The following is a 24,790-nucleotide window of genomic DNA, read 5'->3' as shown; positions in this document are numbered from 1 at the left end:
TGTTCGCCGCCATCTGCCATCTGTCTCCGCCGTCCGGCGGCGGTAGGCGCTAGGGCGCGTTGCCGAGTTCGATCAGCCGGTCGAGCGCGCGATAGATGTCGTCGAGGCCGTCCGCGCCGAAGCGCGCTTCGAGCTGCCGATATTGCTCGTCGATGCGCGGACCGATTTCGGTCACCAGATTCCGGCTTTGCGGCGTCAGGCTCACCAGCAGCCGGCGCTGATCTTCCTGCGCGCGCATGCGCGTAATCAGCCCGTCTCGTTCCATTCGCTCCAGCACGCCCGTGAGGCTCGGGCTGAGGATGCAGCAGCGGCGCGCGATCTGGCCTGCTTCGAGCGCGTGCGCCGGTTCGCCGTCGAGCACGCGGATGATCCGCCATTGCTGTTCGGTCAGCGCGAATTCCTTGAGAATGGGGCGAAACAGGCCCATCAGCGTTTCGCGGGCCTCGAGCAGCAGCATGGCCAGATTGCGATGGTCGAGCGTACGGTTCATCGGGGTCGGAAGTAGGCGGGGGGACGCATCAATCTTAACAGCCGGCGTTGATGAATTTCATGTATCAGGGTAATCGAGGTTGCTGGCGTACGATTGTTTACTTTAGATGTTAACTATTTGTGATGCGCCGAGACTTGCGGCGGCCACGCGATGATTCTCCGGGCAGGTCCCCTGGCACGTCGCATATCCGCGCAAGCGACCGAAACATGACAGGCCGCGATGCAGAGGACAACGCGACCCAGGCCGCGTTCCCCTCCGCGTCATCACCCCGCGAACGTCAGAACCGCTGCTGGATCCCGGCCGTCACGCCGACCTGCGTCGTCCCGTACCCGGCAAAGTCGCGCGATACGCCGACCTTCTCCCCATGCTGCGCGATCGCGAACGCGCCGGCCGCATACAGCACCGTGCGCTTCGACAACGCATATTGCGCGCGCACCGACACCAGCGTCGGGTCCGCATCGCTGCCGCCCTTGATGTTCTGGTGATAGACGGCCGCGATCAGCGAGAACGTCGGCGTGAACTGGTACGACCCGCCCAGCCAATACATGTCGCTCAACTGATTCGCCGCGCTCGTGTGATACGTGCGGCGATAGTTGCGATAGCCGGCCATCGTCTTCAGGTTGCCGAAGTCGTAGCTCAGGCCCGCATGGATGCCCTGGATATAGTTGACGGTATCGGCCGGCGTGACGCTGTCGGCCGCGCCGTTCTGCCGGTCGAACGTGACGACCGCCGCGAACGGGCCCGTCTCGTAGCCGAGCGCGAAGTCGTACTTCGAGCTGGTCTTCACGCTGCCGGGCACGTTGCCGAAGCCGTACAGCGCGCCGAACTTGAAGCCGCCGAATTCGCCGTCGTAGCGCACGGCGTTCGACGAGCGCGTGAAGAGGCCGTCCTTGCGGCCGCCGGTCGCCATCGACGACGTGGCCCACGAGTAGTTCTGCGCATACCCCATCGGGTCGAACGGCAGCATGTAGTCGTAGGTGACGGTGAAGTTGCGGCCGAGCGAGAGTTCGCCCCATTTGCCTTTCAGGCCGACCGTCGCGCGGCGCGCGAAGATCGAGTCGGCGCCGTCGTCGAACGTGCCGTTCGCGAGATCGATCCCGCTTTCGAGGCGGAACACGGCCTTCAGCCCGCCGCCGAGATCCTCGACGCCGCGCAGGCCCCAGCGCGACGTGTTCTTGTTGCCGGATTTCAGCTTGAACGAATTGCCGCCGTCGGGCGCCGCATGATTCGTGTATTCGATGCCGGCGTCCATGATCCCGTACATCGTGACCGATGACTGCGCATGCGCGGCGCTTGCCGCGAGGCCGGCGGCGACGGCCGAGCCGGTCAGGACGGCGGTGCGAAGGGAACGTTCTGCGCGTGACTTCATTGACGGTGTCTCCTTGGTTTCTTGTGGGTTGGGGTAAAGCGGATACGCGGCGCGCAACCGTCCGCGACGCACGCCCGGAAGCGTCCGCCGATCGTGTGTGTCGGGACGGGAGGTGCGCTGGAATGCATGCGCGGCGGCGTGCGCGGGCCGCCGCGCCCGGGTCAGCCCGCTTTCGCGAACGCCCAGCAGTCGTTGGTCGGGAATTCGATCCAGTGCTTGCCGGCCGCGCGCGGCACGTGGCCGAACGCGCGCAGGCGCATCTCGCCGCAATGGAACAGGTATTCCCAGCGGTCGCCGAGATACATCGACGTGACGAGATCGGCCTGCAGCCGGTTCGCGCCCGGACCGTCGGCGACCTGCACGCGCTCGAGGCGGATCACGGCCTGCGCGTCCTGGCCCGGCGCGAAGGTGTCGCGGGCGAGCGCCTGCAGTTCCCAGCCGTCGCCGGCGAGGGTCACGCGTTCGCCGTCGATGGCCGCGACACGCGCGTCGATCCGGTTGTTGCTGCCCATGAATTCGGCGGTGTACAGCGAGCGCGGCGCGCCGTACAGCTCGGCCGGCGTGCCTTCCTGTTCGATGCGGCCGTTGCGCAGCAGCAGGATGCGATCGGACATCGCCATCGCTTCGGTCTGGTCGTGCGTCACGCAGAGCGCCGACAGCCCGAGCGACACGATCAGCTCGCGCAGCCATGCTCGCGCTTCCTCGCGCAGCTTCGCATCGAGGTTCGACAGCGGCTCGTCGAGCAGGATCACCGGCGGGTTGTAGACGAGCGCACGTGCGATCGCGACGCGCTGCTGCTGGCCGCCCGACAACTGGTGCGGAAAGCGCTCGGCGAGATGACCGAGGCCGAGCTGGTCGAGCGCGGTCTGCACGCGGCGCTTCTGTTCGGCCGCCGCGACGCGGCGCAGCTTGAGCCCGTAGCCGACGTTGTCGGCGACGGTGCGGTGCGGCCACAGCGCGTACGACTGGAACACGAGGCCGAGCGAACGCTGTTCGACGGGCAGGTCGACGCGCTGCGCACCGTCGAAGAACACGCGGTCGTCGAGCTGGATGCGGCCGTCGGACGGCTGTTCGAGGCCGGCCACCGCACGCAGCAGCGTGGTCTTGCCGCTGCCCGACGCGCCGAGCAGGCACACGACTTCGCCGGCCTTCAGTTCGAACGACACGCCCTTGAGGATCGGGTTGGCGCCGTAGCTGAGATGCAGGTCGTCGACGATGAGCTTATCCATGAAGTTTCACTCCGAAACGCAGGGCCACGCCGAGACCGGCGCCGACCATCGCGATGTTGATGACAGAGAGCGCGGCGACCTGGTCGACGGCGCCGGTCGCCCACAGCGACACGAGCAGCGCGCCGATCACTTCGGTGCCGGGCGACAGCAGGTAGACAGCGGTCGAATATTCGCGCTCGAAGATCATGAAGATCAGCAGCCACGCGGCGAGCAGGCCGAACCGCACGAGCGGCAGCGTGACGTCGAGCGACACGCGGCTGCGCGTCGCGCCGACGCTGCGGCCGGCTTCCTCGAGCTCCGGGCCGACCTGCAGCAGCGCGCTCTGGATGAGCCGCATCCCGTACGCGAGCCACACGACCGTGTACGCGATCCAGATGCTCCACATCGAGTTCTTCAGCTCGCGCAGGCCGGGGACGAACAGGAAGATCCACAGGAACGCGAGACCGGCGAGCAGGCCCGGCACCGCGCGCGGCAGCAGCACGAGGTAGTCGAGCAGCTTGGTCGCCCAGTCGTGGCGGCGGTGGCCGGCGAACGCGACGAGCGAGTAGAAGCCGACCGCGAGCGCGCCGCCGATCACGCCGATGCCGAGCGTATTGACGATCGCGCGCACCAGGTTGTCCTGCTCGAACAGCTCGGTGAAGTTCGACAGCGTCAGCACTTCGCCGAGCGCGACGCCTTCGCCCCAGTTGGTCACGAACGCGCGCAGCACGATGCCGGAGATCGGCACGATCACGGTCAGCATCAGCCACAGTGCGACGATCGCGAGCGCGACCCAGCGCCAGACGCCGAGCGGCAGCACCGTTGCGCGGCCGGCCTTGCCCTTGACGGTCACGAAGCGGTTCGCGGTCTTCAGCAGGCGGCGCTGCAGCAGCACGAGCGGGAACGTGATCGCGACGATGCACACCGCGACCGCGGCCATCAGGTGATACGACGGCACGCCGAGCTTGTTGGTCAGCTTGTACAGGTAGGTCGCGAGCACGAGGTGGCCTTCCGGATCGCCGAGCACGAGCGGCAGCCCGAACACCTCGAAGCCGAGGAAGAACACGAGCACGCCGGCGAACAGCAGCGCGGGCATCGTCATCGGCAGGCTCACGTCGAGCGCGACGCGGAACGGGCGGGCGCCCGTCACGCGCGCGGCTTCCTCGACGTCCGAGCCGAGGTTGCGCAGCGCGGCCGACGAATACAGATACACGTGCGGCACGTGCGTGAGGCCGACGATCACCGTGATCGCGAAGATGGAGTACACGTTCCAGGGTACGTTCTGCACCCCGAACAGTTCCTTGAACCACACCGAGTAGAAGCCGACCGGGCCGGCCGCGACCACGTAGCCGAACGCGAGCACCATCGGCGACACGAACACGGGCGTGAGCAGCAGCGGTTCGAGCCAGCGGCGGCCGGGCAGGTCGGTGCGTACCATCAGGAACGCGAGAATGCCGCCGAGCGGGATCGAGATGAACAGCATCCCGCCGGCGATGATGAACGAGTTCTTCACGGCCGACCAGAAGTCGGGATCGGTGAAGATGAAGCGGAAGCCTTCGATGCCGAGCGCCTTGTTCGCGTCGAAGAACGGCGCGGACAGGAAGCTCTGGAACAGGATGAAACCGAGCGGCAGCGCGACCGCGATGGTGAGCACCGCGACGACGATCCAGCGCAGCATGCCGGCGAGCGGCTGCAGGCTGTTGGCCGGCAGCGCGGGGATCGCATTGCCGTGGCCGGTGGAGGGGGGAGCGGCCGGCGCCGTTCCGCGTGTGCTGGTTGAAAGCATGAGTTCACCCCTGCGGCCATCCGGATGGCCGCCTCTAGGAAGTCGGTAAGGGGAAGGGGCCGCCGCGCGCCAGGTGCGGCGGCGGCCCGTGGTCAGCCGAAGCCGATCAGCCGATCAGCGCTTGATCGCCTGCTGCCATTGCTTCAGGAACGCGAGGCGCTTCGACTGGTCGAGATAGACGAGCAGGCCGGTGCCGATCTGGATCGGCTTCAGCGAATCGCCGAGTTCCTTCGTGAGGCTCGCGGCCGACGTTTCGCCGTTCACGTCCGAGCGGATCGCATACAGGTTCGCCTGGTTCGCGATCAGCGTCTGGCCGCGCCTGGACAGCAGGTAGTCGACCCACAGCTTCGCGGCGTTCGGGTTCTTCGCCTTCTTCGAGATCGTCGCGAGGCGGCTCACGACCTGTGTGTAGTCCTTCGGAAATACGTAGCCGATCGACTTGTCCTTCTTCGCCTTCGCGTACGCATACGAGCCGATGATGTTGTAGCCGATCAGGTTCTCGCCCGACGAGATCCGCTCCATCATCGCGCCGGTGCTCGACTGCAGCTTCGGGCCGGTCGCGCCGATCGCCTTCACGAGCTCCCACGTGACCTTCTCGTTCACGTGCGCGTCCTGCGTCAGGTAGTTGAAGCCGACCCCCGACTTCTCGATGTCGTAGGTCGTGACCTTGCCCTTGAACTTGTCGGCCTGCGTGGTGAGCAGCTTGATCAGGTCGGCGCGCGTCTTCGGCACTTCGCTCTCGGGGATCAGGCGCTTGTTGTAGACGATCGCGAGCGGCTCGAACGTGGTGCCGTACGCCTGCTTCTGGTATTGCGCCCATTGCGGCACGTTCGGGCTTTCGGGCGAATCGTACGACGCCATCAGCCCGTCGTTGACGAGCTTGACCTGCAGGTCCATCGCCGAGCTCCACAGCACGTCGGCGCTGGTGCTGCTCGCCGCGTTTTCGCTGATGTAGCGGTTGTACAGCTCGGTGCTGTTCATGTCGTTGTACTCGACCTTCACGCCGTACAGGCTTTCGAAGTCCTTGATCAGCGGACGCACGAGGCCCGTGTCGGTCGTCGAGTAGACGATCAGCTTGCCTTCCTGCTTCGCGGCGTCGACCACACCCTGGTAGTTACCCGGATACCCGGCCGGAACCTGCGCGGCGGCGCCGCCGGCGGCGGTGCCCAGGACGATCGCCAGCGCGGCGGCGAGGTGCTTCGGTGCAAACGGCATGTCTTCCTCCAGTTACCTGTGTGTTGTTCGAGTGACGCGGATGTTAATTGCGATGCACTTTCAGCCCGCTTTCATTTCGGTTCACAATAGCGGCCTTTGAGTCATGGATTTCCCGAGGTCCCCATGCGTGTGCTGCTCGTCGAAGACAACCCGAACCTGGCGCAATCGCTGAACGACGCGCTGAGCGCCGCGCGTTTCGCGGTCGATCACATGGCGGACGGGGAGGCGGCGGACCACGTGCTGCGCACGCAGGATTACGCGCTGGTGATCCTCGATCTCGGGCTGCCGAAGCTCGACGGGCTCGAGGTGCTGCGGCGGCTGCGCGCGCGCCGCAATCCGGTGCCGGTGCTGATCCTCACCGCGCACGGCTCGGTTGAGGACCGCGTGAAGGGGCTCGACCTCGGGGCCGACGATTATCTCGCGAAGCCGTTCGAATTGACCGAGCTGGAGGCGCGCGCCCGCGCGCTGATCCGGCGCAGCCTCGGCCACGAGCATTCGCAGGTCGAATGCGGGACGCTGTCGTACGACAGCGTCGATCGCAGTTTCCGCCTCGCCGGCGAACCCCTGCCGCTCACGCCGCGCGAGCGCTCGGTGCTGGAGGTGCTGATCCTGCGCAACGGCCGCGCGATCAACAAGGAGACGCTGTCGGAGAAGATCTTCGGACTCGACGAGTCGGTCAATGCGGATGCGATCGAGATCTACGTGTACCGGCTGCGCAAGAAACTCGAGAACACCGGCATCGCGATCGTCACGTTGCGCGGGCTCGGGTATCTGCTCGAAGCGAAGGCGGCGGAATGAGCCGCTTCCGCACCCGCGCTCGTTCCGTCGTCGATACGGCCCGGCGGCGCGCATGATGCGCCGTCCGAACCTGCGCACGCAGGTCGCGCTGTGGCTGCTGCTGCCGCTGCTCGGGCTGCTCGCGCTCGACTCGTGGCTCACGTACCAGCGCGCGATGAGCGCCGCGCACGTCGCGTTCGACCGCACGCTGTCGTCGTCGCTGAAGTCGATCCGCGAAGGCGTGCGGCTCAACGAGGGCGAGATCGAGGTCGACCTGCCGTATCTCGCGCTCGAGATGTTCGAGTCGGGCGACGGCGGCAAGATCTACTACCTGATCCGCGAGGACAACGGCCATACGATCACCGGCTATCCGGACCTGCCGCTGCCGCAGGGCGGCGGCGCGCTGTTCGCGACGCGCTACTACGACGTCGTCTATCGCGGCGAGCAGTTGCGCATGGCCGCGCTGCGCGTGCCGGTGCACGACGTGCCGACCGCGCAGACGCGCATCGTCTGGGTGATGGTCGGCGAGACGATCGAGGCGCGCCAGGCGCTCGCGCGCGAGATCCTGATGGGCTCGCTGCTGCAGGAGGGGCTGCTCGTCGTGCTCGCGCTCGGGATCGTGTGGCTCGGCGTCGGGCGCGGGTTGCGGCCGCTGAACCGGCTGTCGGCGACGGTCGCCGCGCGCAGCGACGGCGATCCGACGCCGCTCGACACCGGCGGCATGCCGAGCGAGCTCGCGCCGCTCGTCGAGTCGATCAACCAGTACATCGGCCGCACGCAGCGGATGCAGGTCGCGCGCAGGCGCTTCTTCGCCGATGCGGCCCATCAGCTGAAAACGCCGCTCGCGGCCGTGCAGGCCGGCGTCGAGCTGGCGTTGCGGCCCGACGAGCAGCCGCGCGTGAACGTGCATCTGCGGCGCGTGAACGGCGCGGTGCGGCAGGCCGCGAAGATCGTCCAGCAACTGCTGTCGCTGTCGCGGCTGGATTCGGACAGCGGCCAGGCCGTCGCGCACCAGCGGCTCGCGCTGCACCGGCTCGCGCGCAGCGTGACGCTCGACTGGTCGCCGGTTGCCCGCTCGCGCGACATCGACCTGGGGTTCGAGCACGAGGCCGATGTCGACGTGCTCGGGCAGCCGGACCTGCTCGGCGAAATGATCGGCAACCTGATCGATAACGCGATCCGCTACTCGGGCGACCACGCGGTGATCACGGTGCGCGTGTCGCGTGACGGCGAGCAGGCGCGGCTCGACGTGATCGACAACGGGCCGGGTATTCCGGCCGGCGAGCGCGACGCGGTGTTCGAGCGCTTCCATCGTGGCAGCAAGACGCAGACGGTCGAAGGCACGGGGCTCGGGTTGTCGATCGTGCGGGAAATCGCGCGCGTGCACCAGGGCAGTGTGGCACTCGCTGATGCGGGGGGCGGCGGGTTGATCGTGACGATCCTGCTGCCGGTGGCGCAGGCCGACGAGCATGCCGGGCGGGACGGCGCGTGAGGGGCGGGCAAGCGTGCGACGATCCGGTGACGGCCGTGGACCGTACCTGCACGTATCGGCGCACGTTCCGGTTCGATCCGTCAGCCGGCAGCGAGACGCCCGACCGGCCGCATTCCGATTGCGACGGTTATACGGTGCCTCGAGCGCCGCTCAATCGCCGAAGCCGATTTCCGCTTCGACGGGCTGCCCGACTTCGAGCCACGCACCCGCGCCTTCGACGACGATCGCATTGATGCCGAACGTCAGCGCGTCTTCGTAGTTCGGGTTCGCGCGATAGGTCTGCATCGTGTCGGTCGGCTCGTGCGGCCAGTCCGGGTTCGGCGCGCCGGTTACCTGGTCGATCGTCGGCATCGGGCAGCGCGTGCACAGCTTCACGAGGCGCAGCCGCACGGGCGTCACGCCGTCGGCGTCGAGGTGTTCGACGAAATCCTCTTCATACGCATCGAGATCCGTCACGACGATGTTCGGACGGAAACGGTTCATCGGAATCGCCGGCGCGCCTTTCGCGGCGAGCTTCGCGTTCAGGTCGTCGAGCGACGACTGGCCGATCACGAGCAGCGGATAGCCGTCCGCGAACTGCGTATGCGTATCGATGTCGCCGGTCCATTTGCGGTTGCAGCCGCGGCGTGCGTCGGCGCCGAAGCGCGCGAGCTTCAGCGGCGTGCCGAGGAATTCGGTGAGCCACGCAGCCGTTTCGGCGCCGGTGTCGATCGCGTCGACGGTGTCGCGCCAGACGGTCGCGGCCATCTTCGGCGTCGCGGGTGTCGCGTCGCCGTCGAGCGGCGTGCGGATCGCCGGCATGCCCGGCGCGTTCAGCACCAGCGCATCGCTTTCGAGCGCGGTGCGGATCAACGCGAGGCGCGGGTGCGTGCGTTGCGTGATCATCATCCCGTCCGGGGTCGTGATCAGCCAGTGGCGATCGTAGGCGAGGCCCGTTTCGAGCAGCTGCGAGCGCGACAGCGCGATGCCGGCGCAGGATTTGATCGGATAGACGAAGAGTTCGGAGATGGCTGGCATGACGCTGGCGGACAGGCGAGGTGGGTCGAATCGCGATTGTGCCAGATCGGGCGAAAGCCGTTCGGGCGGTTGCGCACCGCCGCGCGGCCGCTCACGCCAGCGGAAAACCGAGGTCGAACGTCGTGCGCACGTCGAGCGGCTGGCGCAGCAGCCCGGCCTTCAGGTAGAAGTCGGCCGTGCGCTGCTGCTCGGCGATCACCGTCGCGTCGATCGCCTGCCAGCGCGTGTTGCGGCGCTCGAACTGCAGCTTCGCGGCGGCCGGCGGAATGCCGATGATGCGGGCAAGCGCAGCGGAATACGCGTCGACGTGCCGGTACGACCACACCTGCGCGCGCACGACGCGTTGCACGAAATCGCGCAGCACGTCGCGCTTCGACGCGATCGCCGAGTCGGTTGCCGCGACATAGCTGAGGCCCGACCACAGCCCGCGGCCGTTGACCAGCACGCGCGCGCGGCCGCTCGTTTCGGCGAGTGCGGTGTACGGCTCCCACGTCGCCCACGCGTCGATCGATCCGGTTGCGAGCGCAAGCATCGTGTCGGCCGGCGACAGGAAGCGGAACGACACCGCGTCAGGCGGCAGCCCGGCCGCGTCGAGCGCCTTCAGCGTGACGAAATGGCCGATCGAGCCGCGCGTGGTGCCGATGCGCTTGCCTTTGAGGTCGGCCGCGCCTTTGAGCGTTGCGTCCGGTCGCACGAGCACGGCGGTGCCGTACGGGTCGGAGCGGTTCGCGCCGATCACCTTGATGCGTGCGCCGGATGCGAGCGCGAAGATCACCGGCGCGTCGCCGATCGGCCCGCAGTCGACGGCCGCCGCGTTCAGCGCTTCCGCCAGCGGCGCGGCGGCCGGGAATTCGGTCCACGCGATGTCGTATGCAAGACCGTTCAGTTCGCCGGCGGCTTCGAGCAGCGCGCGCAGCCCACCTTTCTGGTCGCCGGCGCGCAGCAGCGGCCGGGCGCCCGATTGCGCGTGCAGGGCGGCCGGAGCCAGGGCGACGGTGGCGAGGGCGCTGGCTTGCGCGAGGAACTGGCGTCGGGTCGGATTCATCGTGAAGTTCGGTGAGGGAAATGATTCGGAAGCGGTTCAGGGATTCAATGCGGAAGGCCGGCCTGCACGTCGCGCACCGGTTCGGCATCCACGCGCAGCAGCAGTGCAGTCAGCGGATCGGCGTTCGTGGCGACGGTCGACGGCCGTGCGGTCGCATCCGAGCGGCACAGCAGGTCGTTGGCCGACCAGCCCGCGCTGCCCGGCAACGCACGCGCGCGCAGCCAGCCGCGCCGGTCGGCGAGCAACTGCGTGCCGCCGAGCGTATCGGGCGCCACGCCCGCGATCGTCGCGAACGCTTGCCATGCGCCGGGCGTCGACGCGACGCAGCTCGCACGCGAGCCGCCGGCCAATGGCGCGGGCGTCGCGCCGTCGGTGACGAGCAACGTCTGCCAGCGCGGGTCTTCCGCCGGCGGCGTGCCGCCCGGCGCGAGCGCGACGATGCGCACGCGCTGGCCTTCGCGCCAGCGGTCGAGCGGTTGCGGCGCGGCATTGCCGCAGCGCACGTCGAGCACCGGCAGCGGGACGGGCACGGGCCACGCACCTTCGGCCTGCGCACCGCTGCCGGCCGACAGCGCTTTCAGGTAGTCGAGCACGGCCCAGGTGTCGGCGGGGTCGAGCGTCGGGGCAAAGCCGGGCATCGACGGCGCGCCGCGTTCGTCGTGCGTGCCATGCCGCACGCGCCAGTACAGTTCGCCGTCGAGCCGGCGCGCGAGCAGCGTGCCGGCGAAGGTCGGCGGCCAGTGCGCGAGCGTTGCCGCGAGCGGCCCTTCGCCGCGGCCGTCCGCGCCGTGGCAGGCCGCGCAGCGTTGCGCATACAGATGCGCGCCGTGCATCACGTGTGCCACGGAAAAGGGCGCGGGATTGCGCTGGAAGCTCGTGGGCACGGCGGGTGCGAGCCACAGCGACGACGGCGGCCACGGCGCGAACCACGCGACGGCCAGCGCGGCGATGGCCGACGCCACCCGCCACTTGCGCGAGGCGATCGCGATGCCGCCAAGCGCGACGGCGAGGGCGGTCGCCGCAACGGCGAACGCGAGCTGCCGCGTGAGCCCCGCGTCGATGCGCAGCGTTTCCAGCGCGATCCGGTGCGCCCACGGCCACGCGGCTTGCCCGTCGGCGTCGCCGGTCAGGCCGGCCGCATGCAGCGCTTGCGACAACGCGGTCTGCACGCGATACAGCAGTTGCAGGAAGACGAGCGCCCAGTCGGCAAACGGCGGCGCGCTCATCGGTGCGGCCTTTGCCGCAGCACACCGGCCAGCCAGTGAACGACACCGCGCATCTACCAGCTCGCATCGAGTCCGAGATGCCGCAGCGCTTCGTGACGCAGTTCGGCAAGGCGCGGGTCGCCGCGATGGCGCGGATAGGGCAGGTCGACACGCAGTTCCGCGACGATCCGCGCGGGACGCGGCCCGAACACGATCACGCGCTGCGCGAGAAACAACGCTTCCTCGACATCGTGCGTGACGAGCAGTGCGGAGAACCCGTCGCGTTGCCACAGCGCGGTCAGCTCGGCCTGCATCGTGAGCCGCGTCAGCGAATCCAGCTTGCCGAGCGGCTCGTCGAGAATCAGCAGCCGCGGATCGTTGACGAGCGCACGCGCGAGCGCGACACGCTGCGCCATCCCGCCCGACAACTGATGCGGAAACACGTTCGAGAATTCCTGCAGCCCGACGCGCGCGAGCGCATCGTCGACGCGATGCTGCGCGGTGCGCGCCACGCCGCGCGCTTCGAGGCCGAGCGCGACGTTCGCGCGCACGCGGCGCCACGGGTACAGCGTCGGATCCTGGAACACGACGATGCGCGACGGATCGGGCTGCTCGATCGGCGCGCCGTCCTGCGCGATCGTGCCTTGCCGTGCGGCATCGAGGCCCGCGACGAGCCGCAGCAGCGTCGATTTCCCGCAGCCGCTCGGGCCGAGCAGCGCGACGAATTCGCCGGCCGCGACCGACAGCGTGACGTCGTCGAGCACCGGCAGCGGGCCGCCGGGGCCGTCGAACGTGTGGCTGACGTGACGGATGTCGATCCGCGCGCCGCGCGGCGCTGCCGCATCGGGCGACGCTGAAACGGACGATTCGAGAACGGCGGCGCTTACCATTTGACGGTTCCTTTCTGCCACGCGAGCACACGGTCGCGCACCGCGAACAGCAGCGCGATCAGCCCGGAAAACAGCAGCGCCATCACGATCAGCGCCGCATACATGTTCACGTACGATGCCCAGCCCTGAGCCCAGCTCAGATACCAGCCGAGCCCCGACTTGACGCCCATCATCTCGGCGACGACCAGCACCGTGAACGACGCGCTCAGCCCCATGAAGATGCCGACGAACACGTGCGGCAGCGCGGCCGGAATCGCGACGCGCAGCACCAGGAAGCGCGCGTTCGCCCCGAGCGTGCGCGCGACGTCGTAGTACTGCCGGTTCACGCTCGCGACGCCCGACCACGTCAGCACCGCGACCGGGAAGCCGGTCGCCAGCGCGATCAGGAATGCGGCGGCCGAATAGCTGGTTGGGAAAAAGTAGAACGTGAGAGGCAGCAGCGCAGTGGCCGGCACGGGGCCGAGCACGCGCAGCACCGGATGCACCCAGTAGCCGATGCGGCGCGACCAGCCGATCGACACGCCGACCGCGAACCCGACCGCGACGCCGTACGCAAAGCCGAGCGCGAGCAGCTTCAGCGTGTTGCCGGCGCTGCCGGCGAGGCGCGGCCAGTCGTCGACGTACACCTCGATCAGCGCCTGCGGCGGCGCGAAGAACGGCGTCGGCAGCCAGCCGGTTTTCGCGGTGACGATTTCCCACGCGGCGAGCGCGAGCGGCAGCGCGACGAGCCACGGGCCGGCGGGCTGAACACGGGCGAGCCGTGCGCGCGTGGCCGGCACGCGATGGCCGAGTGTCGCTGCGACGAGCAGCAGCGCGGCGATCACCCACGCGGCGGTGCCGAACGTGTCGGTGTACGCCCAGTCGGTGAAGCCGACGACACGGTTCGGCCACAGCTGCGTGAGCGCGCCGAGCGCGGCCCATGCGAGCGCCGCGACGATGCCGGTCGGCCAGGTGCGGGCCCGGCGGGCGTCGGCCGCGAGCGTCGCGTCGCAGGCCGTGCACGCGGCACGGGACGGCGCAGCGGCATCGGCACCGGCCGGTGCCGGTGCGGGGCGTGCAGGGGACGCGTGTTCGATCGTCGACATCGCGTCACCCCAACACGTTCGCATAGACCTGCTGCGCGAAGCGCTGTGGGTCCGTACTCTTCTTCAGCACGTTGATGCGGCGGAAATCGTCCGCATAGAACGCGATTTCCTGCTGCAGGTCGACGTTGGTCGGGTGGTGCGTATAGGTCAGCGTCGCGTACAGCTTGCGCAGGTCTTCCGGGCTGATCTTCGGCGAATATTTCGCGAACGTCTTCGCCGCTTCGTTCGGGTTGTCGTGCGTGTATTCGGTGGCCTGCACGATCGAGCGCGCGAGCGCGGCAGCGGCCGGCCGGTCGTTGCGCACGAGGTCGCCGCGCGCGCCGATCACGCAGCACACCTTGTGTGCGTATTCGCCGGACAGGTTCGTCGCGAGTTCCGTATACGCGCCGTTGCTGCGCTTCTCGAGCAGATAGAGGTTCGGGTCGCCGTCGGCGATCGCCTGGATCTCGCCCTTGTCGACCGCGACGCCGAGCAGGTCGGCCGGATACTGCCGCCACGTGATGTCGCGTTCGGGATCGATGCCGTTCTTCGCGAGCAGGATCGAGAAGAAGTGCTTGCCGGGCGCGGCGAGATCGCTGACGCCGACGGTCTTGCCCTTCAGCGCCTGCAGCGTCGTGACGCCGGCCGTTTTCGAACCGAGCAGCCGCACGCAGCCGCCGTGCGAGCTGCCGATGATCTTCACGTCGAAGCCCGCTTCGAGCGGCTTGAGCCAGCGGTGGATCATCCCGACCGCCGCGTCGGCCTTGCCGGTCGCGATCGATTCGAGCAACTGGTCGGTCGACCCGCTGTAGTTGATCAGCTCGACCTTCAGCCCGTTCTTCTCGAAGATGCCGTGCTCCTGCGCGACGACGATCGGCGTCAGGCAGAACGCGGTCTGGTTCCACGCGAACGAGAGCTTCTTCAGCGGCGGCGCCGACCAGGCCTTGCGGCCGAGCGTGATGGCCGGCGCGGCGAGCGCGGCCGCGCCAGCCGCGCGCAGCAGCCGGCGGCGTTTGTCGTCGTGCGCGCCGGGCGGCGCGGATGCGGTGGTATCGGTCATGGTGTGGTCTCCGGTTGCGGTTCCGGTCTTGTGCGAGGGTGTTCAGTCGAGCAGGTCGGGTTCGTCGGCGACGACGCGCGCGAACAGGCTGTCGAACGCATGCAGCGCGCCGTCGGGGCCGCCGATCTGGCCGTGCGTGTGCTGCGCGGTCGCATGGTCGATCGGTTGCGGCGTGCCGGCGGCTTCGGCGAGCAACTGCGTATGCGCGACGTTGTCGAGCGCGATGTACCACCACGCGGCGGCTTCCACCGTCGGGCCGGCCGTCAGGATCCCGTGGTTTTTCAGGATCGCGCCCTTGTGCGTCGTGCCGTCGGGTTTCGCGAGTGCGTCGGCGATTCGCGCACCTTCGCGCGTATCGACCACCATCCCCGTGAAGTCGTCGAACAGCGCGTGGTCCTCGTAGAACACGCATGCGTCCTGCGTCAGCGGATCGAGCGTGCGGCCGAGCGTCGACCACGCCTTGCCGTAGGTCGAATGCGTATGCGCGGCTGCGACGATGTGCGGATGCGCGTCGTGGATCGCCGCATGGATCGCGAACGCGGCCTTGTTCAGCGGCCGGTTGCCGATCGCGGTTTCGCCGCGCGCATTGACGAGCAGCAGGTCCGACACCTTGATTTGCGAGAAATGCACGCCGAGCGGATTCACCCAGAAGTGATCGGGCAATTCCGGATCGCGCGCGGTGATGTGGCCGGCGAGCCCCGATGCGAAGCCGAAGCGCGCAAACAGGCGGAATGCGGCCGCGAGCCGCTCCTGCCGATGGCGGCGCTCGGCGGCGACGTCGACGCGTGGCGCGGACGGTTCGAACCAGAAATACTGGCGCGGCGTGTCGGCAAGCACGAGGCCCGACGCGGTGCGTACGGGCGAGGAAGAGGACAGGACGGCGGACATGGCGGGCGTCTCCGTAGGCGTCAGGCTGCGCGACGCGCGGCGTCGCGTGCCGCGACCGCGCTGCGCACGCGCGGAATCAGCTCGCGGCCGAAGTCGATCGCATCGTCGAGCGGGTCGAAACCGCGGATCAGGAACGTCGTCACGCCGAGGTCGTAGTAGTCGAGCAGCGCATCGGCGACCTGTTCGGGCGTGCCGACCAGCGCGGTCGAATTCGAGCGCGCGCCGGTGAGCTTCGCGATCTCGGTCCACAGCCGCTTGTCGACGCGCGAGCCGCGATCGGCCGCGGCGAGCAGGCGGCGTGCGCCTTCGCTCTGCTGCGGGCCGCCCGTGCCGAGGCCGGCCGCTTCGCGCAGCCGGCGCGTTTCGTCGAGGATCCGGTGCGCGCGCGCCCACGCTTCGTCTTCGGTCGCCGCGAGAATCGGGCGGAACGACACGGAGAAGCGCACTTGCCGGCCGTGCTTCGCGGCTTCGGCTCGCACGCGCGTCGTCAGGTCGCGCACCTGGTCGAGCGATTCGCCCCACAGCGCATAGACGTCCGCGTGCTTGCCGGCCACTTCGAGCGCCGCTTCCGACGCACCGCCGAAGTAGATCGGCACATGCGGTTGCTGGAACGGCTTCACTTCCGAAAAGCCCTGCGTGAAGCGATAGTGCGCGCCGTCGTGATCGAACGGCTGCGTGTCGGTCCAGATGCGCCGCAGGATGCCGAGATATTCGTCGGTGCGCGCATAACGCGCGTCGTGGTCGAGGAAATCGCCGTCGCGCTGCTGTTCGCTGTCCGAGCCGCCCGAGATGAAGTGCACGGCGAGCCGGCCGCGGCTGAACTGGTCGAGCGTCGCGATCTGCCGCGCGGCGAGCGTCGGCGCGGTGAAGCCCGGACGATGCGCGAGCATGAAATGGATGCGCTCGGTCGCAGCGGCCGCGAACGCGATCGTCAGCGTCGCCGACGGGCCGGTCGAGTGATGCGGGACGAGGATCCGGTCGAAACCGGCTGCTTCGTGGGCGCGGGCGAACGCGCGGACATAGTCGGGATCGACGACGGGGCCGGACGGCGGATGGATTTCCGACTGCTTCTGGCTCTGGATCATGCCGATGAATTCGACGCTCATCTGGGTCTCCGGTGCTGGGACGGCCCGGCGCGGCCAGCGGCGGCCGTCCGGGGCGGGAATGGAGCGCAGATTACCGCCGCGATCATGCGGAACGGAAATAATCAATCCCGATTTGAATATCAGATTTGCATGGTTTGGGCGGTTGAGCGTTGCGCATACGCTGTGGGCTCGCGATCGAATCGGGCGGGTGGCGGCTGCGTGTCGCGGAAGGCTTCGGCGCGGGTATGCGCCGGATCGGGATGCCGTTCGACGTGCGCCGTCCGCTTCGAACGCCGGGCCTCGGCGACGCCGGGTCGAAGGACCTTCGGCCGAGCGCCGCCGCGCCACCTGCCTGTCGATCTCCGCCGTTGCGTCACCCAGTCAATGACGCCGTTACCGAGGGAATCCGTACCGATGTCCGCCAGCCTTGCTGCCTCCTCGCCGCTTCCGCAGCAGTCGTCGCTGCGCCACCTGCCTGCCGACGATGCGCGCGTTGCCGCGCTGCTCGAGCGTCTTGCACCCGAACTCGCCGCGGACGCGGCCCGCAACGACACCGAACGGCGCTTCCCGCACGAGAACTTCGCCCGGCTGCATCGGGCCGGGCTGATCGCCCAGGTCGTGCCGCGCGAGCATGGCGGCGCGGGCGCGACGCTCGCGCAGGCGAGCCGGATCGTGGCGGCCGTCGCGCGCGCCGACCCCGCCACCGCTCTGGTGCTGACGATGACGTATCTGCAGCATCGCGCGCTCGGCCGGGCGGACAACCGCTGGCCCGCGCGCCTGCGTGCGGCGGTGTTCAATAGCGCGGTCGACGAAGGCGCGCTGATCAACGCATTGCGCGTCGAGCCGGCGCTCGGCTCGCCATCGCGAGGCGGTCTGCCGGAAACGATCGCGCGTCGCGACGGCGACGGCTGGCGCTTGTCCGGCCACAAGCTGTACAGCACCGGCATTCCGGCGCTGCGCTGGCTGGCCGTGTGGGCGCGCACCGACGAACCCGAGCCGCGCGTTGGCGTGTTCCTGGTGCCGCGCGAGCGTGGCGCGGACGATGCGCGGATCCGTGTGATCGAAAGCTGGGATCACCTCGGCCTGCGCGCATCGGGCAGTCACGAGGTGGTGTTCGACGACGTGCCGCTGCCCGCCGATCATGCGGTGGACGTGCGCGCGCCGGATGCCTGGGCCGTGTCGGCCGCGAGTCACGCGGATGTCGACGCGCAGACCGACCAGCAGGCGTGGATGGTCGCGCTGCTCGGCAGTCTTTACGACGCGGTGGCGCGTGCATCGCGCGACTGGCTGCTCGACTTCGCGACGACCCGCGCGCCGAGCGGGCTCGGTGCGTCGCTCGCGACGCTGCCGCGCGTGCAGGAGGCCGTCGGCGAGATCGAAGGCTGGCTGCATGCGAACCGCGTGCTGCTCGACGACCACATCGCGCGCACCGATGCGGGCGACGCGCCGTCGGTGACGACGAGCGGGCTCGTCAAGCGAACCGTGACGGAGCATGCGATCCGCGTCGTCGAGCACGCGCTGAAGCTGTCGGGCAATCACGGGCTGAGCCGGCGCAATCCGCTCGAACGCCACTATCGCGACGTGCTGTGCAGCCGCGTGCATACGCCACAGGATGATGCGATCGCGGTCGCAGCCGGCCGCGCCGCGCTCGATGCGGCGGCGCGACGTGCCGGGGTGGCCGACGAGTCGTCACGCAACGCGCCGGCGGCCGGACGAAACGATGCGTGAGCGGAGCGGGGTTGCAGCCGGCGGGACCGGGACGACGCCGCGCAGGCGGCGCCGGTCGGGCTCAGGCGGCTTCGTCGTGCTCGGCCGTCTGCGCGGGCAGGGCGAACGCCGTGCGCGCATGCGCGGCCACGGCCGCGAGCGGCGCCGTGAAGCGCGCGGCATCCTGACGGTGCAGCAGCCACAGGTCGATCTGCGGTTTGAAATCGGCGAGCGGCACGATGTCGAGCGCATCGCGCAGCGGGCTGCCGTCGACGAGCGGCAGCGGCATCAGCCCGATGCCGAATCCGTTCGCGACGCTCTGCAGTTGCAGGTCGCGGCCATAGGTGTCGAGCGTGACCGGCATCGGCAGCCCTTGCGCGTCGAGCGCGCGGCGCAGGCCGGCCCGGAAGCCGCAGCCGTCGGGATTGAGCACCCAGCCGCGCGCGTGGCAATCCGCGAGCCGGTAGCTGCGGCGCGGCCAGTCGCCCTTGCGGCCGACCGCGACGAGCCGCGTGGCCAGCAGCCGAACGCCTTCGACCTGCGGCGGCAGCACCATCTCGCGAGCGAGGAATACCAGCGCGGCGTCGAGTTCGCGACGCGCGACGCGCTCGACGAGCATGCCGCCCCACGCGGTCGTGACCTGCGTCGCGAGCGCGGGCCATGGTTCGGCGAGCCGCGCGATCAGGCCGGGCAGCATCAGTTCGCCGAGCCCCTGCGTGAGACCGACCCGGAATTCGCCGGCGGGCGGCCGCTGGCCGGCCGTCAGTTCGCGCAACGCGTCGACTTCGCGCAGGATCGCGCGACACTGCTCGAACACCTGCCGCCCGATGTCGGTGGGGCGCGGCGGCTTCGTGTTGCGGTCGAGCAGCGTCACGCCGAGCGCTTCCTCGAGATTCTGCACGCGTCGCGTGATCGCGGGCTGCGTCATCCCGAGCTCGGCCGCGGCCTGGCTCAGGGTCTGACAGCGCACGACCGCTGCAAAAGCATCGATATCGCTAATTTTCATGTTTGTTCTGCATGGTATTTCAGGTGCATCATGACGATCCATCATATTCGGCATCATATTCGAGGAGGCAGCCGATGAGTACGCTTTCGTTGCACCAGACGCCGCTGCGTCCGTTCGTCGACGGGCTGGGCGCGTTGCTCGCGTCCGGCGCGAACGAGGCGCGCATCCTCGACGAGGGTAGTGCGCTGCTCGGCGCGCTCGTCGCGCACGACGACTGGCTGCCCGACGCATTCGCGCAACCCGATCCCGCGCGCTACCGCCAGTACCTGCTGTATCTCGACCCCGACGAGCGGTTCTCCGTCGTCAGCTTCGTGTGGGGGCCCGGCCAGACGACGCCGATCCACAACCACACGGTGTGGGGGCTGATCGGGATGCTGCGCGGCGGCGAGTTTTCGCAGCCGTACCGGTTCGACGCGACCGGCAAGCCGGTGCCGGCGGGCGATGCGGTGCGGCTCCAGCCCGGCGAGGTCGAGGCCGTGTCGCCGCGCATCGGCGACGTGCATCGCGTGACCAACGCGTTCGCCGACCAGGTGTCGATCAGCATCCATGTGTATGGTGCGGACATCGGCAAGGTCGAGCGCGCGGTGTTCCTCGACGACGGCACCGTGAAACCGTTCGTGTCCGGCTATTCGAACGCCTGACGCGCTGCCGGATGCACGTGACGCAGCTCGTTCCACGCGCGTGCCGGCAGCCGCAAGATTCATCCGCTTTCATTCGTTTTCGTTCGCTTTCTTCACCGACTTCAACAGAATTCAACAGAGACATCGTGACGCAATCCGCTGATTCCACTTCCCGTTTTCCCGCCGCGTCGTACCAGGACGTACGCGCGCGCCTGCTGGCCCGCGACGAGATCGCGCTGATCGACGTGCGCGAGGAAGACCCGTACGCGCAGGGCCACCCGCTGTGGGCCGCGAACTTTCCGCTGTCGAAACTCGAGCTCGACGCGTGGACGCGCATTCCGCGCCGCGATACGCCGATCGTCGTCTACGGCGAAGCCGACGGCGAGGATCTCGCGCCGCGCGCGGCCGCGAAGCTCGCGCAGCTCGGCTATACCGACGTGCGCGTGCTCGAAGGCGGCCTCGCGGGCTGGCTCGCCGCGGGCGGCGAGCTGTTCATCGACGTGAACGTGCCGAGCAAGTCGTTCGGCGAATGGGTCGAGGCCGAGCGCCACACGCCGTCGCTGTCGGCGCAGGAAGTGCAGGCGCTGATCGACGCGAAGGCCGACGTCGTGATCGTCGACGCGCGCCGCTTCGACGAATACCAGACGATGAACATCCCGACGTCGACGAGCGTGCCGGGCGCGGAACTGGTGCTGCGCGTGCGCGCGCTCGCGCCGAACCCGCAGACGCAGGTCGTGGTGAACTGCGCGGGCCGCACGCGCAGCATCATCGGCACGCAGTCGTTGATCAACGCGGGATTGCCGAACCCGATCGCCGCGCTGCGCAACGGCACGATCGGCTGGACGCTGGCCGGCCAGACGCTCGAGCGCGGCGCCGCGCGACGCTTTCCGGACGACCTCGACCCTGCGCAACGCGACGAAGCCCGCCGCGCCGCGCGCGCGGTGGCCGAACGCGCCGGCGTGCCGCGCATCGCGCTCGCGGACGTCGCCGCGCTCGACGAGCCGGGCCGCACGCTGTACCGCTTCGACGTGCGTACGCCGGAGGAATACGAGGCCGGCCATCTGCCGGGCTTTCTCGGCACGCCGGGCGGCCAGCTCGTGCAGGAAACCGATCACCACGCGGCCGTGCGCGGCGCGCGGATCGTGCTTGCCGACGACGATGGCGTGCGCGCGGACATGAGCGCATCGTGGCTCGCGCAGATGGGCTGGGACGTGCGCGTCGTCGAGCCGGCCGGTACGGCCGCGTTCACCGAGCGCGGCCAGCCGCCGCGCGACGTGCCGGCGACGCCGCTGGCCGCCGAGGTGTCGCCCGCGACGCTCGCGGGCTGGCTGAAGGAGGGCGCCGAAGGCGAGATCGCGATCGTCGACGTGACGACCAGCGCGAACTACGTGAAGCGCCATCTCCCCGGCGCGTGGTTCGTCGTGCGCGCGCAGTTGCGCGACGCGCTCGCCGCGATCCCGCCGGCGAAGCGCTACGTGTTCACGTGCGGCTCGAGCCTGCTCGCGCGGTTCGCGGCGGACGATGCGCGCGCGCTGCTGCCGGCTTCCGCCGAAATCGCGGTGCTGACGGGCGGCACGGCCGCGTGGATCGACGCGGGGCTGCCGCTCGAACACGGCGAGACGCGTCTGGCGTCGCCGCGCGTCGATCGCTACCGGCGCCCGTACGAAGGCACCGACAACGCGACGGCCGCGATGCAGGCGTATCTCGACTGGGAATACGGGCTGGTCGATCAACTGAAGCGGGACGGCACGCATCACTTCGGCGTGATCTGAGCACGGCGCGGCAACCGGCGCGCGGCACGACGCTCGCCGCGCCCGGTCGCCGCATGCTCGGCGGCTCATTGCGGGTGATGCATCGCATGGACGGACGACGGCAGGCGAATCCGGCGCATTCCGGCCGTCTCGGGGCAGGCGGCAGGCCGGATGCACTAAACTTGCGGGACTTTTGCATCGCCGTGCCGGGCCGACACCCGCCCGTGCACGACGATGCGGCGACTCGCGGGCCGGCGCGGGCGCCCGGCGCCCACGGGCGTCCGGGGCCCGCGCCGGCCGATTTTTACCGATCCATGACGACTCATACCGATCCCGCCTACCTGCTCGGCGACCTGCTGAAGAACGTTTCCCGCTCCTTCTACCTGACACTGCGCGTGCTGCCGGACGGCATGCGCGACCCGGTTGGCCTCGCTTATCTGCTGGCGCGCGCGGCCGACACGATCGCCGACACGGCGCTCGTCGCGCCCGATCGTCGCGCGGCGCTGCTCACCGAGTTGCGCGACGAGGTCGAGCGGCTCGGCGACGGCGTGGCGCTGTCGCGCTCGCTCGAGGACGTGACGCGGATGCAGACGGATTCGCACGAGCACGTGCTGCTCGGGTCGATGCAGCCGATGCTCGGATTGCTGCGCGCGCAGCCGGCCGCGGACAGCGCATCGATCCGCAAGGTCGTCGCGACGCTGACGTCGGGGATGGAGTTCGACCTGCGCACGTTTCCCGACGAGCAGTCGGGACAGGTCGCGTCGCTGCCTACCCGCGACCTGCTCGACCGCTATACGTATCTGGTCGCCGGCTGCGTCGGCGAATTCTGGACCGACATGACCGGCGCGCATACGAAGGCCGCGCGCGGCTGGGACTTGCCGGACATGCGCGAGAAGGGCATCCGTTTCGGCAAGGCACTGCAGATGACCAACATCCTGCGCGATTGCGCGAAGGACCTGCCCATCGGCCGTTGCTACCTGCCGGACGACGTGCTGGCCGTGCACGGGCTGAGCGTCGCCGACCTGATGTCGCCCGCCGCGTCGGCGCGCGCGCGCGGCGTGTTGTTCGACCTGCTGCGCGTGACGCTCGCGCAGTATCGCGACGCGTGCCTGTATACGCTCGCGATTCCGCGCCGCTTCGTGCGGCTGCGGCTGGCCTGCCTGTGGCCGATCATGATCGGCCTCGAAACGCTCGAACTGCTGGCCGCGCACGATGCGTGGCTCGATCCGGCCAGCCCGGCGAAGGTGCCGAGAAAGCGGATCTACCGGATCATGGCGTCGTCGCTCGCGCTCGTCGGTTCGAATACGGCGATCCGCGCGCGGATGAACGCGTTGGTCGATGCGGTCAACGCACGGATCGCGCCATCCGCCTCACGTTGAATGCCGCCGGCGCACGGCGCCGGCATCCTCCTTCGGCCCGCATTCGCCGGGCCGCTCCCGCCCGTTCTCCCGCCCCCGACTGAAACGTTTTCATGATTTCGCGTCCCGAAATGTGGGTGTCATGAACGTCAGCGATCCTGCCCGCCGGCGTGAATCGCGGTGTCAGGCGCGGTCGCGCATTTGTAAGATGTTTTTGCCGGAAGGCGTCTGACGACATCGGACGGTCGCGTTGCACCAGTAAAAATGTAAAGCTAGGGTTTTCACTGTCAAATGCCGGAGAGGCCCGCCGCATAAGCGTTTCAAGGTGTTATGTAACCGCTTGGTGAACCCGTGCGTTGCGTCGATCATACGATGACCGACTGTGCGTATTGGGAAACAATTGGTAATCCGTCAGAATTGCGCCGGCATGTACTCGCACATGTGTCATAAAAAACCACACCAGATAAGAAATCATTCTTTGAGGACGGAGAATCAATGAAAAAGCGCGTCGCTTTCGCCATGACGGCAGTAGGTCTCGCAGCCGCTACCGCAGCCCACGCCCAGAGCAGCGTGACCCTGTACGGTATCGTCGACAACGGTATCGCTTACCAGAACAACTCGTCGGCAACCGGCGCGACTTCCGGCGGTCACTCGAAGGTGCAAATGTCCACCGGCGTGTGGGCAGGCAGCCGTTTCGGCCTGAAGGGCAGCGAAGACCTCGGCGGCGGCACGAAGGCGATCTTCCAGTTGGAAGCCGGCTTCAGCACGGCTAACGGCACGTCGCAATTCTCGGGCGGCATCTTCACGCGTCAGGCATGGGTCGGTATGACCAACCAGACGTACGGTACGCTGACGGCAGGCCGCCAGTACACCGCGTACTACACGCTGCTGTCGCCGTACAGCCCGACGACCTGGCTGACCGGCTACTACGGCGCGCACCCGGGCGATATCGACTCGCTGGATACCAGCTACCGCGCGAACAACTCGCTCGTCTACATGTCGCCGAAGTTCTACGGCTTCACGGTCGGCGGTTCGTACTCGTTCGGCGGCGTTGCAGGCAGCACGAACCGCGGCTCGACGTGGAGCGCGGCGGTCCAGTACCTGAACGGCCCGGCAGGCATCGCGGTCGGCTACCAGAAGGTCAACAACTCGACGCTCGGCGGCGGCGCGTGGGGTGCGAACTCGACGGTGCAGAACGGCCTGACGGCCTCGGGCGACGGCAACCAGCCGGCCGTTTCGTCGATCAACAACGGTTATGCCACGGCGCAATCGCAGCAGCGTATCGCGGTGACGGCGGGCTACCAGTTCACGCCGGCATGGGACATTTCGGCGTCGTACTCGAACGTCAAGTACACGCCGGGCGTCGGCTCGTCGTTCCGCAACACCGCGATCTTCAACACGGCAGGCGCCGTGCTGCACTGGAAGGCGGCGGCTCAGTGGGACTTCGCGGCAGGCTACTCGTACACGGCGGCCACGCAGTCGAACGGCATCACGAGCGCAGCCAAGTACCACCAGGTCACGCTGTCGCAGTACTACAGCCTGTCCAAGCGTACGGGTCTGTACGCGCTTGAGGCTTACCAGCACTCGAGCGGCAACACGTGGAACCCGACGCTCGGCGTCGTTGCGGCAACGACGTCGATCGGCGACGGCGTGGGCGCAGGTTCGAAGCAGAACCAGATCGCTGTCGGCGTCGGCATGATCCACCGCTTCTGATGTCGCGCGGCGCGCGAGCGCCGCTCACGGCACGCGGTATGAAA

At 68.7% G+C, this 24,790-nt stretch carries 21 protein-coding genes; 7 read left to right on the top strand and 14 right to left on the bottom strand.

Annotated elements, in window-relative coordinates:
* Positions 1–49: 49 nt before the first annotated feature.
* The 5 genes from hpaR to BX604_RS19470 all read right to left on the bottom strand — a co-directional run bounded on the left by hpaR (position 50) and on the right by BX604_RS19470 (position 6,068).
* Positions 50–490: a homoprotocatechuate degradation operon regulator HpaR gene (gene hpaR, locus BX604_RS19490; RefSeq protein ID WP_098552243.1), complete on the bottom strand. Its 441-nt coding sequence runs from the start codon at positions 488–490 to the stop codon at positions 50–52.
* A 277-nt stretch (positions 491–767) separates the two neighbouring features.
* Positions 768–1,859: a porin gene (locus BX604_RS19485; RefSeq protein WP_098552242.1), complete on the bottom strand. Its 1,092-nt coding sequence runs from the start codon at positions 1,857–1,859 to the stop codon at positions 768–770.
* Positions 1,860–2,020: 161 nt separating this feature from the next.
* Positions 2,021–3,088, bottom strand: coding sequence for an ABC transporter ATP-binding protein (locus BX604_RS19480; RefSeq protein ID WP_098552241.1), 1,068 nt, complete (start codon positions 3,086–3,088; stop codon positions 2,021–2,023).
* Complete coding sequence (locus BX604_RS19475; RefSeq protein ID WP_098552240.1) at positions 3,081–4,853, bottom strand: ABC transporter permease; 1,773 nt, start codon at positions 4,851–4,853, stop codon at positions 3,081–3,083. Before BX604_RS19475 ends, BX604_RS19480 begins: the two co-directional genes overlap by 8 nt.
* Positions 4,854–4,967: 114 nt before the next feature.
* A complete protein-coding gene (locus tag BX604_RS19470) occupies positions 4,968–6,068 on the bottom strand; it encodes an ABC transporter substrate-binding protein (protein WP_098552239.1) in 1,101 nt (366 codons plus the stop codon).
* 123 nt (positions 6,069–6,191) lie between these two features.
* Between BX604_RS19470 and BX604_RS19465 the strand changes: the two genes are divergently transcribed.
* Together BX604_RS19465 and BX604_RS19460 are read left to right on the top strand one after the other, a co-directional pair.
* The gene (locus tag BX604_RS19465) at positions 6,192–6,866 is read left to right on the top strand and encodes a response regulator (RefSeq protein WP_098552238.1); all 675 of its coding nucleotides are present in this window, start codon (positions 6,192–6,194) and stop codon (positions 6,864–6,866) included.
* 55 nt (positions 6,867–6,921) lie between these two features.
* Entirely contained in the window at positions 6,922–8,337 is a 1,416-nt protein-coding gene (locus tag BX604_RS19460) for a sensor histidine kinase (RefSeq protein WP_098552963.1), read from the top strand.
* 150 nt (positions 8,338–8,487) lie between these two features.
* Here BX604_RS19460 and BX604_RS19455 read toward each other — a convergent pair whose 3' ends face one another.
* The 8 genes from BX604_RS19455 to BX604_RS19420 all read right to left on the bottom strand — a co-directional run bounded on the left by BX604_RS19455 (position 8,488) and on the right by BX604_RS19420 (position 16,612).
* Positions 8,488–9,354, bottom strand: coding sequence for an MOSC domain-containing protein (locus tag BX604_RS19455; RefSeq protein WP_098552237.1), 867 nt, complete (start codon positions 9,352–9,354; stop codon positions 8,488–8,490).
* Between the two features lie 91 nt (positions 9,355–9,445).
* The gene (locus tag BX604_RS19450) at positions 9,446–10,399 is read right to left on the bottom strand and encodes an ABC transporter substrate-binding protein (RefSeq protein ID WP_098552236.1); all 954 of its coding nucleotides are present in this window, start codon (positions 10,397–10,399) and stop codon (positions 9,446–9,448) included.
* A gap of 44 nt (positions 10,400–10,443) precedes the next feature.
* A complete protein-coding gene (locus tag BX604_RS19445; protein ID WP_098552235.1) occupies positions 10,444–11,625 on the bottom strand; it encodes a c-type cytochrome in 1,182 nt (393 codons plus the stop codon).
* A gap of 53 nt (positions 11,626–11,678) precedes the next feature.
* On the bottom strand, positions 11,679–12,494 hold the full coding sequence (locus tag BX604_RS19440) for an ABC transporter ATP-binding protein (protein WP_098552234.1): 816 nt from the start codon (positions 12,492–12,494) through the stop codon (positions 11,679–11,681).
* A complete protein-coding gene (locus BX604_RS19435) occupies positions 12,488–13,579 on the bottom strand; it encodes an ABC transporter permease (RefSeq protein ID WP_098552233.1) in 1,092 nt (363 codons plus the stop codon). Before BX604_RS19435 ends, BX604_RS19440 begins: the two co-directional genes overlap by 7 nt.
* Positions 13,580–13,583: 4 nt before the next feature.
* Complete coding sequence (locus BX604_RS19430; RefSeq protein ID WP_098552232.1) at positions 13,584–14,618, bottom strand: ABC transporter substrate-binding protein; 1,035 nt, start codon at positions 14,616–14,618, stop codon at positions 13,584–13,586.
* Positions 14,619–14,660: 42 nt separating this feature from the next.
* A complete protein-coding gene (locus tag BX604_RS19425) occupies positions 14,661–15,506 on the bottom strand; it encodes a class II aldolase/adducin family protein (RefSeq protein WP_098552231.1) in 846 nt (281 codons plus the stop codon).
* A gap of 20 nt (positions 15,507–15,526) precedes the next feature.
* A complete protein-coding gene (locus BX604_RS19420) occupies positions 15,527–16,612 on the bottom strand; it encodes an LLM class flavin-dependent oxidoreductase (protein WP_098552230.1) in 1,086 nt (361 codons plus the stop codon).
* Positions 16,613–17,005: 393 nt separating this feature from the next.
* Here BX604_RS19420 and BX604_RS19415 point away from each other — a divergent pair, with 393 nt between their 5' ends.
* A complete protein-coding gene (locus BX604_RS19415) occupies positions 17,006–18,319 on the top strand; it encodes an acyl-CoA dehydrogenase family protein (RefSeq protein ID WP_098552229.1) in 1,314 nt (437 codons plus the stop codon).
* Positions 18,320–18,380: 61 nt separating this feature from the next.
* On the opposite strand, the gene BX604_RS19410 is transcribed toward BX604_RS19415, so the two are convergent.
* Positions 18,381–19,304: a LysR family transcriptional regulator gene (locus tag BX604_RS19410; protein WP_098552228.1), complete on the bottom strand. Its 924-nt coding sequence runs from the start codon at positions 19,302–19,304 to the stop codon at positions 18,381–18,383.
* Between the two features lie 74 nt (positions 19,305–19,378).
* On the opposite strand from BX604_RS19410, the gene BX604_RS19405 reads away from it, so the two are divergent.
* The 4 genes from BX604_RS19405 (at position 19,379) to BX604_RS19390 (ending at position 24,746) form a co-directional block, all read left to right on the top strand.
* Positions 19,379–19,945, top strand: coding sequence for a cysteine dioxygenase (locus BX604_RS19405; RefSeq protein WP_098552227.1), 567 nt, complete (start codon positions 19,379–19,381; stop codon positions 19,943–19,945).
* Positions 19,946–20,070: 125 nt separating this feature from the next.
* On the top strand, positions 20,071–21,696 hold the full coding sequence (locus BX604_RS19400; protein ID WP_098552226.1) for a rhodanese-related sulfurtransferase: 1,626 nt from the start codon (positions 20,071–20,073) through the stop codon (positions 21,694–21,696).
* A gap of 293 nt (positions 21,697–21,989) precedes the next feature.
* Positions 21,990–23,054 (top strand): phytoene/squalene synthase family protein, encoded by a 1,065-nt coding sequence (locus tag BX604_RS19395; protein WP_098552225.1) that lies wholly within the window; start codon positions 21,990–21,992, stop codon positions 23,052–23,054.
* 474 nt (positions 23,055–23,528) lie between these two features.
* A complete protein-coding gene (locus tag BX604_RS19390) occupies positions 23,529–24,746 on the top strand; it encodes a porin (protein WP_098552224.1) in 1,218 nt (405 codons plus the stop codon).
* The last annotated feature ends 44 nt before the right edge of the window (positions 24,747–24,790 follow it).

It is taken from the genome of Burkholderia sp. JKS000303 (assembly GCF_002563755.1).
In the GTDB taxonomy this organism is placed as follows: Bacteria; Pseudomonadota; Gammaproteobacteria; order Burkholderiales; family Burkholderiaceae; genus Burkholderia; species Burkholderia anthina_B.
This window is presented reverse-complemented; position numbering and strand designations above follow the sequence as displayed.